The organism is Cupriavidus nantongensis (assembly GCF_001598055.1).
Taxonomy (GTDB): domain Bacteria; phylum Pseudomonadota; class Gammaproteobacteria; order Burkholderiales; family Burkholderiaceae; genus Cupriavidus; species Cupriavidus nantongensis.
In genome coordinates this window covers 386,526-400,966 of sequence record NZ_CP014844.1, presented here as the reverse complement: position 1 = coordinate 400,966, position 14,441 = coordinate 386,526, and the positions used below count along the sequence as shown (strand labels likewise).

Below are 14,441 nucleotides of genomic sequence, written 5' to 3'. Positions count from 1 at the left end.
GCGGTCGGCACAGGCTGGATCCGGGCCATAACCCGTGCCTGCGGCAGATGCCGCATTGTAGCCGTGCCGCGCGCCGGGGCATGCGGCCGGGCACGGCGCGGTCGCGCCAGCCGGGCGCGTGGCTTAGAATCGAGACTCGGCCATCACATCGCTAGCCCTTGGAACGCCAGACGACGCCAGACTTCCAGATCACGCGCGGGGACGGAACCGTCAGCGTACAGCTGCGTGGCGACTGGACCGCGCTCGCGCTGGCCGGCTGCCGCCAGGCGCGGCAGCTGCGCGCGCAGCTGCACGAGCTGGCGCAGGCCCCGGATCACGCGCAATGGTCGCTGGCCGGCGTCGAGCGCCTCGACCATATCGGCGGGCAGCTGCTGTGGCAGGCCTGGAACGGCGCGCTGCCGCAACGGCTCGAGGCCAGCGAGGGCCAGCGCCGGGTGTTCGAGCGCATCGCCGCGGTGCACGACGAGGGCTGGAAAAAGCACATGGTGGACCGCTTCAACCCGGTCATGCTGTTCGGCGCCAACGTGCTGTCGTTCGGCGCGCAGCTGGGCAACGGCATCACCATGCTGGGCCAGCTGGCGTTCGACCTGCTGCGCTTCGCGCGCATGCCGCAGCGCGGCCCGTGGCGCGAGATCTCGGCCAATATCTACAACGTCGGCTACAAGGCGCTGGGGATCACGGCGCTGGTCGGCTTCCTGATCGGCATCGTGCTGTCGTACCTGTCGGCCAACCAGCTGCGCACCTTCGGCGCCAGCACCTTCATCGTCAATATCCTGGGCATGGCCGTGATCCGCGAACTGGGGCCAGTGCTTGCCGCGATCCTGATCGCGGGGCGCTCGGGCTCGGCCATCACCGCGCAGATCGGCGTGATGCGCGTGACCGAGGAGCTGGACGCGATGCGCGTGATGGGCATCTCGCACGGCTTCCGGCTGATCATGCCGCGCGTGATCGCGCTGGCCATCGCCATGCCGCTGCTGGTGGCATGGACCGACGTGATGGCGCTGGCCGGCGGCATGCTGGCCGCGCGCATGCAGCTGGGCATCAGCGCCACCTTCTTCCTGCGCGAGCTGCCCGATGCGGTGCCGGTGGCCAACCTGTGGCTGGGGCTGGGCAAGGGCGTGGTGTTCGGCATCCTGATCGCGCTGACTGCGTGCCACTTCGGGCTGCGCATCAAGCCCAACACCCAGAGCCTGGGCGAAGGCACCACCGCCTCGGTGGTGACCGCGATCACCATCGTGATCCTGGCCGACGCGATCTTCGCCATCCTGTTCAAGGACGTGGGCCTGTGAACGCGGCACAAGAGAATCCGACCCGGCCACGCGCGCCGCAACCCGCGCCGGAGCGCACCCCGGTGATCGAGGTGCGCGACCTGGTCAAGCGCTTCGGCAAGGCGGTGGTGCACGACCACGTGGATCTCGACGTGTACCGCGGCGAGGTGCTGTCGATCGTCGGCGGCTCGGGCAGCGGCAAGACCGTGCTGCTGCGCCAGATCGTCGGGCTGGAGCGCCCCACCTCGGGCACCATCAAGGTGTTCGGCGAAGATCCGGCGCGGCTGCGGCCGGCACAGCTGCAGGCGCTGCGCAGCCGCTGGGGCCTGCAGTTCCAGCGCGGCGCGCTGTTCTCGGCGCTGTCGGTGATCGACAATATCGCGCTGCCGCTGCGCGAGCTGCGCGCGCTGCCCGACAACCTGATCTGCCAGGCGGCGCTGCTCAAGCTGCAGCTGGTGGGGCTGTCGGCGCGCGATGCCGACAAGATGCCGGCGGACCTGTCGGGCGGCATGATCAAGCGCGTGGCGCTGGCGCGCGCGCTGTCGCTGGAACCCGAGCTGCTGTTCCTGGACGAGCCCACGGCCGGCCTGGACCCGATGGCGTCCGACGACTACGTCGCGCTGATCCGCGAGCTGCGCCGCGAGCTGGGCCTGACCGTGGTGATGATCACGCACGACCTCGACACGCTGGTGGCGCTGTCCGACCGCGTCGCGGTGCTGGCCGACCACAAGGTGATCGCGGCCGCGCCGATTGCGCAAGTGGTGGAGGTGGACCATCCCTTCATCCGCGAGTATTTCCTGGGCGAGCGCGCCCAGCGCGCCCTGCAGGCGCTGCCCCGGAGCGGGCAGCCCGCGGCGCCGCCCCCTGGAGAAGCATGATGGAAAACAAGTCCCACGCCTTCCTCGCCGGCGTGTTCACCATCGGCCTGGCCGTGCTGGTGCTGTTCGCGATCTTCTGGTTCAGCAGCGACCACGCGGTGCGCGTGCCGTACGACCTGATCACCCGCTCGACCGTCAACGGCCTCGGGCCGCAGGCCGACGTCAAGTACCGCGGACTGGCGGTGGGCAAGGTCGAGTCGATCAAGTTCGATCCGCAGGTGCCGGGCCAGATCATCGTGCGCGTCAACGTCAACCGCGAAACGCCGATCACGCGCACCACCTACGCCACGCTGGGTTTCCAGGGCGTGACCGGGATCGCCTACGTGCAGCTCGACGACTCCGCCGCGCATGACGGCACCACCGCCTCGCCGCCGCTGCCGACCTCGCCACGCGCGGTGGCGCGCATCGCCATGCGGCCCGGCTTCTTCGAGGAACTGGAAAAGCGCGGCGACTCGCTGCTGACCCAGGCCGAGACCCTGATGGGCTCGCTCAACGACATGTTCCGCGACGCCAACCGCGACGAGCTGATGGCGGCGATCCGCTCGGTGCGCAAGACCGCCGAAGACTATTCGCGCCTGTCCGATTCGCTCGCGCCGGCGGCGCAGCGCCTGCCGAAAGTGGCCGAGAACCTGAACGCGACGCTGGAATCGACCCGGCGCCTGACGCAGGAGCTGGCCAACCCCAACGGCACCGTGATGCGCACCGTCGACAGCGTCGGGCGCGACCTGCAGGGGGCGGCCGCGTCGGTGCAGTCGGCGGCGGGCACCTTCAGCGAAGAGACCCTGCCGCAGCTCAATGGCCTGGCCCGCGACGCGCGCCAGACCGCGCGCAGCTTCGAGCGCGCCGCCGGCCAGTTCAACGAGAGCCCGAGCAGCGTGCTGTTCGGCGCGCCCGCGCCCACGCCAGGGCCGGGCGAGCCGGGCTTCAGCGCGGCCCCGTAACGCGGCCGGCCTGCGACAAAGTCCGCCCCATCGATCACGCCAAACGCCAACCGCGAGAATCCGCCGTGAACCCTGCGACCGAGATGCCACGCTTGCTGCGCTCCACGCCCGCCCGCCTGCGCGCGGCCCTGCTGATTTTCTCCGCCGGCCTGGCGCTGTCGGGCTGCGCGCTGACCCGCGGCGAACCGACCATCACCTATGACCTGGGCCCGGCCGTCGCCACCAGCGCGGCCACCAGCGCGGCCTCCGGCAGCGGGAACCCTGCGCCCGCACCGTTGCCCAAACTGCGCGTGGCGCAGACCGACGGGCCCAACTGGCTGGAAGGCAATGCGCTGTTCTACCGGCTGCAGTACGCGCAGGCGCAGCGCCTGCAGGCCTATGCCACGCAGCGCTGGGTGATGTCGCCCACGCGTTTGTTCGACGAACGCCTGCGCGAGGCCGTGGCCGCGCGCGGCACGCTGGCCTGGTCCGGCGACAGCAGCGCGCCGGGGCTGAAGGTCGACCTGCTCGAGTTCGACCAGGTGTTCGACAGCGCCACCACCAGCGCGGGCGTGGTGCGGCTGCGCGCCACCGTGTACCGGCACGGCATGCTGGGCCAGCAGACCTTCGAGGCGCGCCGCCCCGCGCCCAGCGCCGACGGTGCCGGCGGCGTCAAGGCGCTGGCCGAAGCCAGCGATGCCGTGATCGCCGCGCTGCTCGACTGGATCAGCACGCTGCAGCTAAAGTAAAGCCACAGGAGATTTGCCATGGAGCCGGCTCCCCCGCCGCTCTCCGCGCCGCCGCCGGCGGCTGTGCCAGCATCACCCGCGACCGCCCCGCAGCACTCGCCGCTGGCGCGCGTGGGGCTGCTCTGCTTCACGCTGCTGGTGATCTACGCCAGCCTGTACCCGTTCTCGGGCTGGATCGACAACGGCATCTCGCCCTTTGCCTTTGTCAGCGCGCCCAAGCCGCGCTATATCACCGACTTCGACCTGCTCACCAACGTGCTGGGGTATTTCCCGTTCGGCGCACTGGTGGTGCTGTCGCTGCATCCGCGCGTGTCGGGCGGGCGCGCCACGCTGGTGGCGCTGGTGGCCGGCGCCCTGCTGTCGGCGTGCATGGAGGCCTTCCAGACCTGGCTGCCCAGCCGGATCTCGTCCAACATCGACCTGATCACCAACGCGCTGGGGGCACTGCTCGGCGGCGCCGTGGTGGCGCCGTTCACGCGCGCGCTGATCGACGACGGCCGCCTGACGCGGCTGCGCCATGCCTGGTTCGAGCCGCATGCCAGCTTCGCCATCATCCTGCTGCTGCTGTGGCCATTCGCGCAGGTGTTTCCGCAGGAGCACCTGTTCGGCATGGGCGGCATCGTGCGCGAATGGCTGACCGACCCGGAATCCTGGCCGATGCAGGTGCTGCAGATGGTGTTCCCGCAGCTGGAGGCGTGGCAGGACCATATCGGCCTGCGGCCCGAGGACATGCAAAGCCAGCAGTTGCTGGAATCGCTGGTGACCGCCAGCAGCTGGGTCGGCACCGGCCTGTTCGCCTCGATCGCAATGCGCCGCAGCGCGCCGATGCTGCGCATCCTGGCCGGGCTGCTGGCGGCGGCGCTGCTGCTCAAGGCGACCGCGGCCGAGCTGCAGTTCCCGACCGAAAGCGCCTTCGTCTGGCTGTCCGAGGGCGGGCGCTTCGCGCTGTTGACCAGTTCGCTGGTGCTGGCGCTGCTGCTGTACCTGCCGCGCTGGCTGCGCGCGGTGCTGGCGATGGCGGCGCTGATCGTGCTGGTGGCGCTGACCAACGTGCTGCCGTCCAACCCCTACGCGTGGATCTCCGAGCAGGGCTGGCGCATGGGCCGCTTCATCCACTTCAACAGCCTGGCGCAGTGGCTCGGCTGGCTGTGGCCGTTCCTGGCGTTCTGCTATGTGATCTGGCGCTTCGAACAGGTCAGCCTGCGCCGCCATGCGATGAAGAAAGCCGCGGCGCGCCGCGAGGCGGCCGCGGCCAACCTGCAGGAGTAAGCCGGCGCGGATTGCGCGCCGACATGCGCGCCGGTGCTCAGTGCAGCTGCCCGCCCTGCTCGCGCACATCGGCGCGGGTCGACAGCGCCGTCGCCACCGCGGTGCGCAAGCCCTTCACCAGGGTCTCGTGCGCGAGGCTGGGCTGGCCCGGATGGCGCGCGGCCTGCTCGGGCAGATACGGAATGTGGATAAAGCCGCCGCGCACCGCGCCATCCGGCTGCCGCGCCAGCCGGTGCATCAGCCCGTAGAACACGTGGTTGCAGACGAAGGTGCCGGCGGTCTGCGATACCGACGCCGGCACGCCGGCGGCGCGCATGTCGCGCACCATCGCCTTGATCGGCAGCGTGGCAAAGTAGGCGGCCGGGCCGTCGGCGACGATGGCGGTGTCGATCGGCTGGGCGCCGGCATTGTCGGCGATGCGCGCATCGTCGACATTGATCGCCACGCGTTCGACCGACATCTCGGCACGCCCGCCGGCCTGGCCGACGGCGATCACCACGGTCGGCCGCAGCGCGTCGAGCAGTGCGCCGATCGCATCGATCGCCGCGCCGAACACGCACGGCAGCTGGCGCGCGACGATCACGGCGTCGCCGACGCGCTCGCCGTCGAGCGCGCGCACGGCTTCCCACGACGGGTTGACCGGTTCATCCTCGAACGGCTCGAAGCCGGTCAGCAGCACGGTTGGCATGGGTGTCTCCTGCGCTTACATCAGCCAGTACAGCAGCACGATATTGGCCGCCAGGATCGCCAGCGCGGTTGGCACCTGCGCGCGGATCACGGCGTTCTTGTCGTCGAGTTCCAGCAGCGCCGCCGGCACGATATTGAAGTTGGCCGCCATCGGCGTCATCAGCGTGCCGCAATAGCCAGAGAACATGCCGATCGCCGCCATCACCGCCGGATTGCCGCCGAACATGCCGACCAGGATGGGCACGCCGACGCCGCCGGTCATCACCGGGAAGGCGGCGAAGCCATTGCCCATGATCACCGTGAACAGCGCCATGCCGACGCAATAGACCGCCACCGCGACCAGCTTGTAGTCCAGGTTGATATAGGCGGTGGTCAGGTGGGCCACGGCCTTGCCCACGCCGGCGTCGGCAAACACCAGCCCCAGCATCGCCAGCATCTGCGGCAGCACCAGCGCCCAGCCCAGCGACTCGGTCAGCCGGCGCGACTCGCGCAGGCCCTGCGCCACGGTGTCGCGCGTGAGCCAGCACACCACCGCCAGCGAGATCAGGCAGCCGATCCCCAGCGAAACGAAGGTCACGTTCTTGGGATCGAGCAGCGGCACGCCGGCGATCCTGACATCCTTGAACAACATGGTGCCGATCACGGTCACCAGCGGGATCAGCAGCGCCGGGATGAACAGCTTGTTGCCGAGGCGGCTGGCACTGGCACGGCGTTCGGCCTCGGGCAGGCTTTCGTGCTTGCCGTGGCCGACGCCGCCGAAGCCCGCAATCAGCGCCATCACGACCGCGCCGATGCCGACCGCTGCCGGCGGCAGCCGATCGCCGGCCAGGAACACGATCGCGTACAGCAGCCAGAACAGGCCGGTGCTGAGGCGGCGCGGATGCGCGCGGTCGGTGAAGGTCATCAGCGCGGTGATGGCCAGCACCAGGCCGGCGAGCCAGTACAGGTATTCGATCGAAATGATCATGGCGTGCTCCTTACTCGGCGCTCTTGGCCGGCACCGCGGCGCTGGCAGCTTTGCCGCCCAGCTCGCGCTCGAGCCAGCCGTCCAGGCGCTTCAGGCGCACGGCATGGATCAGGAAGGCGCAGATCGCGGTGGGGATGCCCCACACGGCGATATGCAGCGGCTCGACCTCGATGTTCGACGACAGCAGGAAGGTATGCATCAGCGCGATCGCGCCGAATGCGACGAAGATGTCCTCGCCGAAGAACAGGCCGACGTTGTCGGTGGCGGCGCAGAAGGCCAGCACGCGCTGGCGCACCGGCTCGGGCAGGTGGCCGAAGCGGTTCTCGGCCGCACCCTCGGCCATCGGCGCCAGCAGCGGGCGCACCATCTGCGGATGGCCGCCGAGGCTGGTCAGGCCGATCGCCGCGGTCAGCTCGCGCACGCCCAGGTAGACGATCAGCAGGCGCCCGACCGTGGCCGAGGCAATGCGCGCGATCCACGCCTGCGCATGCTCGCGCAGCCCGTGGCGCTCCAGCAGGCCGATCACCGCAAGCGGCAGCAGGATGATCAGCGGCAGGTTGCGCGCCTTGACGAAGGCGGTGCCGATCGCGGAGAAGATCTGCATCAGCGGCATCGGCGCGGCCAGCCCGGTGGCCAGCGCGGCGAGTACGACCACCAGCATGGGATTGAAGCGCAGCACGAAGCCGACGATGATGACGCCGACCCCGACTAGGGGCCAGAGATTGACTGCCTGTTCCATGGATACACCAAACGAAGATAACGAAGGCGCGCGGACAGCAGCCGTCGTGACGCGTGACGGGGCAGGCCGCGTGGGGGAAATGCCGGCGTGAAGGCGCGCGAACGCGCTCAGTCGCCGGCGCGGATCGCGATGCCTTCAGCGCCCAGCCGTTCCCGGATGCGACGCGCGAAGGCCAGCGCGTGGGCGCCGTCGCCGTGCAGACACACGGTTTCGGCCTGAATCGGTACCCAGCTGCCGTCGATGGCGCGCACGCGCCGCTCGCGCACCATGGTCAGGGTCTGGTCCAGCGCGACTTCCTCGTCCTCGTGCAGCGCGCCCGGCGTGCCGCGCTTGACCAGCGTGCCATCGGGGTTGTAGCCGCGGTCGGCAAAGACCTCCTGCCTGACGCGCAGGCCGGCCTCCTTCGCCACGTCGATCATCTGGCTGCCGGCCAGGCCGAAGAACACCAGGTCGGCGTCGAAGTCGCGCACCGCGCGCACGATCGCGCGCGCCAGCGCCGGGTCGCGCACGGCCTGGTTGTACAGCGCGCCATGCGGCTTGACGTGGTGCAGCACCCCGCCCTGCGCGCGCACGATCGCGGCGAGCGCGCCGATCTGGTACAGCACGTCGGCGTAGACGTGTTCCGGGTCGCGCTGCATCTCGGTGCGGCCGAAGTTCTCGCGGTCCGGGTAGCTCGGGTGCGCGCCGATTGCCACGCCATGCGCCAGCGCCCACTTCACCGTCTGCACCATGGTGGCGGCGTCGCCCGCGTGCCAGCCGCAGGCGATATTGGCCGAGCTGATCAGCGCCAGCAGCGCCTCGTCATTGCCACAGCCTTCGCCAAGATCCGCGTTCAAATCGATCTGCATTGCCATTCTCCTGTGCGGCGCCCAGGCGCCTTCTCTTACGCTGCGGCCCGCGTGCGGGTACGCCGCCGCGCGGCAATGGGCATGCCATCGCCCTGCCACTGCAGCGCCTGCCCGATCTGCCGCAGGTAGCGTGCCAGCTCATCCTGCGCCGCCTGCGCCTGGGCCAGCGTGACCTGCACGAAGCGCACCGGCGCGCCCAGCGGCACCTGCGCCAGCCGCCACAAATCCGCTTCGATCACCACGCCGATCTTGGGATAGCCGCCGGTGGTCTGCGCATCGGCCATCAGCGCGATCGGCTGGCCGCCCGGCGGCACCTGCATCACGCCCGGCATCACGCCGTGCGAGAGCAGGTCGGCGCTGCGCTCGGGGCGACGCGCCAGCGCCGGGCCGGCCAGGCGCAGGCCCATGCGGTTGCTGTTGGGCGTGACGGTCCAGTCGGCCTGCCACAGCGCGGCCTGCGCGGCCGCGTCGAAATCCTCGTATTCCGGCCCCGGCAGCATGCGGATCGCCGTGGCCTTGCCTTCGACCGCGGCGGGCAGCGCCCACGCCGGCGCCTGCACGCCGATCCAGTCCGTCTCGGCGTCCAGCCCCGGGCGTCCGGCGGGCAGGCGGTCGCCCTCCTGCAGCGCGCGGCCGCCCAGCCCGCCGAAGCCCGACTTCAGGTCGGTGCTGCGCGAACCCATCACCGGCTCGACCGCAATGCCGCCCGCCACGCACAGGTACACGCGCGTGCCGCCGCGCGTCGACGGCAGCGTCAGCGTTTCGCCCTTGTGCGCGTCGAACGCATGCCACGACCACACCGGCATGCCGTCAAGATTGGCGCCGCATTCGGCGCCGGCCAGCGCCACGCGCATATCGGCATGGAAGCGCACCGCGGCGCGTCCCAGCGTGAATTCGATGGCGGCGCAGCCGGGCGCATTGCCAAGCAGGCGGTTGCCGACTTCGACCGCCAGCATGTCCATGGCGCCGCAGCGGCCCACGCCAAAACGGCGGAAGCCGGTACGGCCCAGGTCCTGCACCGAGGCGAGCGCGCCCGGACGAAGGATCTCGATCACGCGATGATTTCCTCGGCAACGAAGCGCACGGTATCGCCGGGCGCGAACAGGGACGGCGGATCACGATCCGCCACGAACAGCTCGGCGTCGGTGCGCCCGATCAGCTGCCAGCCGCCCGGCAGCACCGCCGGATAGATGCCGGTCTGCTCGCCACCGATGCCGACCGACCCGGCCGGCACCGCCACCCGCGGCTCGCGCCGGCGCGGCGTGGCCAGTTCCGGCGCCAGGCCGCCCATGTAGGCGAAGCCGGGCTGAAAGCCGAGGAAGTAGACCACGTACTCGCCCGCCGCATGGCGGCGCACCACTTCCTGCGGCGTCAGGCCGGTATGCGCGGCGACGTCTCCCAGGTCCGGGCCATGCTCGCCGCCGTAGCGCACCGGGATCTCGACCAGCTTGCCGGTCGCATTGCGCGCCTCGCCCGAGGCCCACGCCAGCTTCAGGTTGCGCTCGAGCGCGTCGACATCGGCACTGCCGTCGAAGATCACGGTCAGGTTATTCATGCCCGGCACCACGTCGACCACGCCGCGCCAGTCCGCAGCACGCGCGGCCATGGCCCAGATGCGGCGCTGGACTGCCAGCGATGCGGGCGGCGCGACGCTGTACAGCAGCGCCTGCTCGGCAAGTCGGTGGACGGTGCAGTTCATGAGATTCCTGGTAGCGCACTTGCTACCCAGTGTAGGCAGACAAGCCGGAATGTGACGTATTGGTATTTCATCGATAATTTATCGATGAATTCATCATATCGAAATGGATCGAGCGGGGACAGTCGGGGTTGACCCTAGGAGGGCGCAGGTCGGCGGGTGGACGGCGCTAATCGGCGGGAGTAGGATTAAATCCTACCGATGGGAGATCGTCATGCGAACCACGCAACAATTGAGCGTCACGCTGCCGACCGAAATGGCTCAGGCGGTCAAGGACAAGGTGCGGTCTGGCGAATATGCCAGTGAAAGCGAGGTCATCCGCGATGGCCTGCGTACATTGCTGGCGCGTGACCGGGCCGTCGACGCGTGGCTGCTGCAGCAAGTGGGCCCTGCCTACGATGCGCTTCAGGCCGATCCGTCCCGTGCCGTGACCGCAGATGACGTTCGCGCTCGTCTGGCTGCCAGACAGGCAGGGAAAGCCAAAGGCCGATGAGAACCTATCCCGTAGTCTTTGCGCCGGAATTCGTGGAGCAACTTGAGAGCTTGTACGACTATATCGCCGAAGAAGCCTAGCCCTACATCGCGGCGCGGTACACCGACGCGATCGTGGAATATTGCGAGTCGCTCAGTGCATTTCCGCATCGCGGCACCCTGCGCGATGACGTGCGGCCAGGGCTGCGGATTACCCATTACAGAAAGCGCGCCGTGATCGCGTTCGCCGTGGATACCGACAAGGTCTCCATCATTGGCTTGTTCTATGGCGGTCGGGACTACGAGACGATGCTGAACGAGTCGGATTGAGTCGACGATGGCCAGTGGCGCCTGGCCAAGAGGCGGGCACGAGCGAGAACAAAAACGGCCGGGGAAATCCCCGGCCGTTTTCATATTCCCAACCAACCCGCTCAGGCAAACCCCGCCTGATGCGCCTGCTGGTCGGCATGGTAGGAACTGCGCACCATCGCCCCCACGGCAGCGTGGGTGAAGCCCATCTTGTAGGCCTCGTCCTCGAACATCTTGAACGTGTCGGGATGCACGTAGCGCAGCACCGGCAGGTGGTGGTTCGACGGCGCCAGGTACTGGCCAATGGTCAGCATGTCGATGTCGTGCGCGCGCATGTCGCGCATGACTTCCAGGATTTCCTCGTCGGTCTCGCCCAGGCCGACCATCAGGCCGGACTTGGTCGGGACGTTGGGATTGCGGCGCTTGAATTCCTGCAGCAGCTTGAGCGAGTGCGCGTAGTCGGCGCCCGGGCGGGCCTGCTTGTACAGGCGCGGCACGGTTTCCATGTTGTGGTTCATCACGTCGGGCGGGCACGCCTGCAGGATGTCCAGCGCCTTGTCCAGGCGGCCGCGGAAGTCGGGCACCAGCACTTCGATGCGGGTATTGGGCGACAGCTCGCGCGTCTGCGAGATGCAGTCGACATAGTGCTGGGCGCCGCCGTCGCGCAGGTCGTCGCGGTCGACGCTGGTGATGACCACGTAGTTCAGCTTCAGCTGCGCGATGGTGCGGGCCAGGTTGCCCGGCTCGTTCACGTCGAGCGGATCGGGGCGGCCGTGGCCGACGTCGCAGAACGGGCAGCGGCGCGTGCACTTGTCGCCCATGATCATGAAGGTGGCCGTGCCCTTGCCGAAGCATTCACCGATGTTGGGGCAGCTGGCTTCCTCGCACACCGTCACCAGGTTGTTGGCGCGCAGGATGTCCTTGATCTCATAGAAACGCGAATTGCCGGTGGCGGCCTTCACTCGGATCCAGTCCGGCTTCTTGAGCTTCTCGGCCGGCACGATCTTGATGGGGATGCGCGCGGTCTTGTCGGCCGACTTCTGCTTGCGGGTCGGGTCGTACTGCTCCGCGGGGGACTGCGGGGCTTCGCTGGAAGCTGCGTTGGGGGCGATCAGTGCGTCGCTCATACATTTCTCCGCACGCGCTCGGCGTGCATTTCGCTTTTGACTAGGAGGCCAGGGCCGGGGCGGCAGCTTCTTCGGCCGCCAGCACGCGAGCCTCGTGCGCTGCCAGCACCTCGCACAATGCAGCCGCCAGGCGCTGTGCGATCTCGGGTTGTGTTGCCGCGGTCACGGGCACTGGGGCGCCACCGGCATCCGCCACCGGGCAGGTGGCGCCCGCGGTGGCCATGTCGACCGTTTCCAGGCCGGCATAGCCGCAGGGATTGATGCGCAGGAACGGCGACAGGTCCATCTGCACGTTGAGGCTGACGCCGTGGTAGCTGCAGCCGTTGCGGATCTTGAGGCCGAGCGCGGCAATCTTGGCGCCCTGGTGCGGCCCGCCGGACAGGTAGATGCCGGGGGCGCCGGGCTTGCGTTCGGCTGCGAGATTATACGCCGCGAGCGTGTCCAGCACGGCCTGCTCGATGCCGTGCACCAGCTCGCGCACCATCAGCCGGCGGCGGCGCAGGTCCAGCAGCAGGTAGGCCACCACCTGTCCCGGGCCGTGATACGTGATCTGTCCGCCACGGTCGATCTGCACCACCGGAATCCGCTCGTCCGGGGCCAGCAGGTGCGCGGGGTCGCCCGCCTGGCCCAGCGTGTAGACCGGCGGATGCTCGACCAGCCAGACCTGGTCGGGCGTCTCGGGGGTGCGTGCGGCGGTGAAGGCGCGCATCGCGTCGAAACACGGCTGATAGTCCTCGCGGCCGCGTTCGATGACTTGAATCGGATGCATGGCGAGAGTGTAACGAAAAGGGCCGGCTTGCGCCGGCCCCCAACTTGCCCCGCCTCGGCCCCTTCAGCGTGCCCGGGGCGGCGAACCGTCCGATGCGTCACGCGACCAGACCAGGCGCAGATGGCCCCGGTCCCGGTGCGACGCGGAGGCTGCCCCGCCCGGCCCCGCTTCAGGAGGCGGTGACCCGGTCCTGGTTAGGCGTCCACTCGGTGCCTCGAACCAGGCGGCGCAGGCTGCGGTACACCAGGTGCGGCAGGTCGGCCAGCGCCAGCGCCGGGCGGCGGGCCTCGGCAATCAGCGCCAGGCGCACCGGATGCAAGGCGCGCGGGTCGATGCTGAGCACCACCTCGTCCCCGGCGCGCAGCAGCAGGCTGCCGCCACAACGCAGCCAGTAGTCCTCGGAATCGTTCTCGCGGGTCAGCCAGACATCGGTGCCGCGGGCCTCGGCAATATGGAGGCGCTGGGCCGCATGCACCGACAGCGTGGTGACTTCGCCAGGATTCAGGGTGAACTCGGTCGTTGTGAGCACGGTTTTCATGGTGGTTCTCCGTTCGGCCGGCCCTGGCGGGGATACGCCAGACGCAATACGGATTCGCGGCGAGTCGCAGGAATTGGCCCGGCAAGGGGACCAGGCCAGTTAAATCCTGCGAACATCGCTGCAAAGAGGTGTGCAACTGCGGGGGCCGGTGATGGAATATTAGTGATTGCCCGACCACTATCAAAACGATATATTTTCTTTGTTCTTGTTAGCCAATCTCACATAACCCCGTTCGTCTGGAGGCGGCCATGGCCTGGAAAAGCGCCTGGGAGAAAGACCTGCCGCGCGGCTGGCACCGCGAGTTGCCGCGCCTGCCGGCTCTGACCGCGCTGCGCGCGTTCGAAGCCGCGGCGCGGCACGAGAGCTTCTCGCGCGCGGCTACCGAGCTGTTCGTCACCCACGGCGCGGTCAGCCATCAGATCCGTGCGCTGGAAGAGGAACTGGGCATGCCGCTGTTCGAGCGCCACGGCAAGCGCGTGGCGCTAACCCCGGCGGGCCGGCTCTATGCCGAGCGCGTGCGCGACGCGCTGCTGCAGATCGCCGATGCCACGCGCGCGCTGCAGGCCGGCAACCGCGACAAGCGCCTGACCATCAGCACCATGCCGTCATTCGCCGCGCGCTGGCTGACGCCGCGCATCGGCAGCTTTATCGAGCGCCACCCGGAACTCGATGTCGAGCTGCTGTCGTCGAACACGCTGGTCAACTTTGCGCACGAAGAAGTCGATGTCGCGCTGCGCATGGGCAGCGGCGACTATCCCGGCCTGTATGTGGAGCGGCTGCTCGACGACGTGTTCTTCCCGGTGTGCAGCCCGGCCTTCAACGGCGGCCGGCTGCCGGCGCGGCCGCAGGACATGGCGGGCATGCCGCTGCTGCGCGGCGAGGGCGATCCGTGGAAGCCGTGGTTCGAGGCCGCCGGGCTGGACTGGCCCGAGCCGCGCAAGGGCCTGCTGCTGGAAGATTCGTCGCTGCTGCTGCAGGCCGCCTCGGAAGGCCAGGGCATCGCGCTGATCCGCTCGTCGCTGGCGTGCAACGACCTGCTGTCCGGGCGCGTGGTGCGGCTGTTCGACGTCAGCATCCCGTGCCCGTGGCTGCTGTACTTCGTGTGCGCGCCGGGTTCACTCAATTTGCCCAAGGTGCAGGCGTTCCGCGGCTGGCTGCTGCCCGAGATCGAGCGCTTCCGCGAGGTGCTGGCGCAGTGGGAGTGAG

General features: G+C 69.1%; 17 protein-coding genes. 8 read left to right on the top strand and 9 right to left on the bottom strand.

Features of this window, described 5'->3' with window-relative positions; all coding sequences use genetic code 11:
- The first annotated feature begins 158 nt into the window (after positions 1 to 158).
- The 5 genes from A2G96_RS01755 to A2G96_RS01735 all read left to right on the top strand — a co-directional run bounded on the left by A2G96_RS01755 (position 159) and on the right by A2G96_RS01735 (position 5,084).
- Complete coding sequence (locus tag A2G96_RS01755) at positions 159 to 1,289, top strand: MlaE family ABC transporter permease (RefSeq protein WP_150124040.1); 1,131 nt, start codon at positions 159 to 161, stop codon at positions 1,287 to 1,289.
- Positions 1,286 to 2,146 carry an ABC transporter ATP-binding protein gene (locus tag A2G96_RS01750; protein ID WP_062796217.1) on the top strand — a complete coding sequence of 287 codons (861 nt, stop codon included), beginning with the start codon at positions 1,286 to 1,288 and terminating at the stop codon, positions 2,144 to 2,146. The genes A2G96_RS01755 and A2G96_RS01750 overlap by 4 nt, the downstream gene beginning before the upstream one ends.
- Entirely contained in the window at positions 2,143 to 3,087 is a 945-nt protein-coding gene (locus A2G96_RS01745) for an MlaD family protein (protein WP_062796216.1), read from the top strand. The genes A2G96_RS01750 and A2G96_RS01745 overlap by 4 nt, the downstream gene beginning before the upstream one ends.
- Positions 3,088 to 3,152: 65 nt before the next feature.
- Positions 3,153 to 3,815 carry an ABC-type transport auxiliary lipoprotein family protein gene (locus A2G96_RS01740; protein ID WP_417926422.1) on the top strand — a complete coding sequence of 221 codons (663 nt, stop codon included), beginning with the start codon at positions 3,153 to 3,155 and terminating at the stop codon, positions 3,813 to 3,815.
- 18 nt (positions 3,816 to 3,833) lie between these two features.
- The gene (locus A2G96_RS01735) at positions 3,834 to 5,084 is read left to right on the top strand and encodes a VanZ family protein (RefSeq protein WP_062796208.1); all 1,251 of its coding nucleotides are present in this window, start codon (positions 3,834 to 3,836) and stop codon (positions 5,082 to 5,084) included.
- Positions 5,085 to 5,121: 37 nt separating this feature from the next.
- On the opposite strand, the gene pcp is transcribed toward A2G96_RS01735, so the two are convergent.
- From pcp to pxpB, 6 genes are all read right to left on the bottom strand, one after another.
- Positions 5,122 to 5,772, bottom strand: coding sequence for a pyroglutamyl-peptidase I (gene pcp / locus A2G96_RS01730; protein WP_062796206.1), 651 nt, complete (start codon positions 5,770 to 5,772; stop codon positions 5,122 to 5,124).
- A gap of 15 nt (positions 5,773 to 5,787) precedes the next feature.
- A complete protein-coding gene (locus tag A2G96_RS01725) occupies positions 5,788 to 6,738 on the bottom strand; it encodes a DUF979 domain-containing protein (protein ID WP_012351412.1) in 951 nt (316 codons plus the stop codon).
- Positions 6,739 to 6,748: 10 nt separating this feature from the next.
- Positions 6,749 to 7,477, bottom strand: a complete 729-nt coding sequence (locus tag A2G96_RS01720) for a DUF969 domain-containing protein (protein WP_062796204.1) — start codon at positions 7,475 to 7,477, stop codon at positions 6,749 to 6,751.
- A 107-nt stretch (positions 7,478 to 7,584) separates the two neighbouring features.
- Positions 7,585 to 8,325 (bottom strand): 5-oxoprolinase subunit PxpA, encoded by a 741-nt coding sequence (gene pxpA / locus A2G96_RS01715; RefSeq protein WP_062796202.1) that lies wholly within the window; start codon positions 8,323 to 8,325, stop codon positions 7,585 to 7,587.
- A gap of 35 nt (positions 8,326 to 8,360) precedes the next feature.
- Positions 8,361 to 9,380 (bottom strand): 5-oxoprolinase subunit C family protein, encoded by a 1,020-nt coding sequence (locus A2G96_RS01710; RefSeq protein WP_062796200.1) that lies wholly within the window; start codon positions 9,378 to 9,380, stop codon positions 8,361 to 8,363.
- Entirely contained in the window at positions 9,377 to 10,024 is a 648-nt protein-coding gene (pxpB, locus tag A2G96_RS01705; RefSeq protein ID WP_062796198.1) for a 5-oxoprolinase subunit PxpB, read from the bottom strand. Before pxpB ends, A2G96_RS01710 begins: the two co-directional genes overlap by 4 nt.
- A 211-nt stretch (positions 10,025 to 10,235) precedes the next feature.
- Between pxpB and A2G96_RS01700 the strand changes: the two genes are divergently transcribed.
- Together A2G96_RS01700 and A2G96_RS01695 are read left to right on the top strand one after the other, a co-directional pair.
- Complete coding sequence (locus A2G96_RS01700; protein ID WP_062802006.1) at positions 10,236 to 10,514, top strand: ribbon-helix-helix domain-containing protein; 279 nt, start codon at positions 10,236 to 10,238, stop codon at positions 10,512 to 10,514.
- Positions 10,515 to 10,600: 86 nt separating this feature from the next.
- Positions 10,601 to 10,822: a type II toxin-antitoxin system RelE/ParE family toxin gene (locus A2G96_RS01695; protein WP_231909648.1), complete on the top strand. Its 222-nt coding sequence runs from the start codon at positions 10,601 to 10,603 to the stop codon at positions 10,820 to 10,822.
- A 101-nt stretch (positions 10,823 to 10,923) separates the two neighbouring features.
- Here the strand turns inward: A2G96_RS01695 and lipA are convergent, their stop codons facing one another.
- From lipA to A2G96_RS01680, 3 genes are all read right to left on the bottom strand, one after another.
- Positions 10,924 to 11,928, bottom strand: a complete 1,005-nt coding sequence (gene lipA, locus A2G96_RS01690; protein WP_062796196.1) for a lipoyl synthase — start codon at positions 11,926 to 11,928, stop codon at positions 10,924 to 10,926.
- Positions 11,929 to 11,968: 40 nt separating this feature from the next.
- Entirely contained in the window at positions 11,969 to 12,697 is a 729-nt protein-coding gene (gene lipB / locus A2G96_RS01685; protein WP_062796194.1) for a lipoyl(octanoyl) transferase LipB, read from the bottom strand.
- A 169-nt stretch (positions 12,698 to 12,866) separates the two neighbouring features.
- Complete coding sequence (locus A2G96_RS01680; RefSeq protein WP_062796192.1) at positions 12,867 to 13,235, bottom strand: DUF2917 domain-containing protein; 369 nt, start codon at positions 13,233 to 13,235, stop codon at positions 12,867 to 12,869.
- A gap of 248 nt (positions 13,236 to 13,483) precedes the next feature.
- On the opposite strand from A2G96_RS01680, the gene A2G96_RS01675 reads away from it, so the two are divergent.
- Positions 13,484 to 14,440, top strand: a complete 957-nt coding sequence (locus A2G96_RS01675; protein ID WP_062796190.1) for a transcriptional regulator GcvA — start codon at positions 13,484 to 13,486, stop codon at positions 14,438 to 14,440.
- Position 14,441 lies beyond the last annotated feature (1 nt).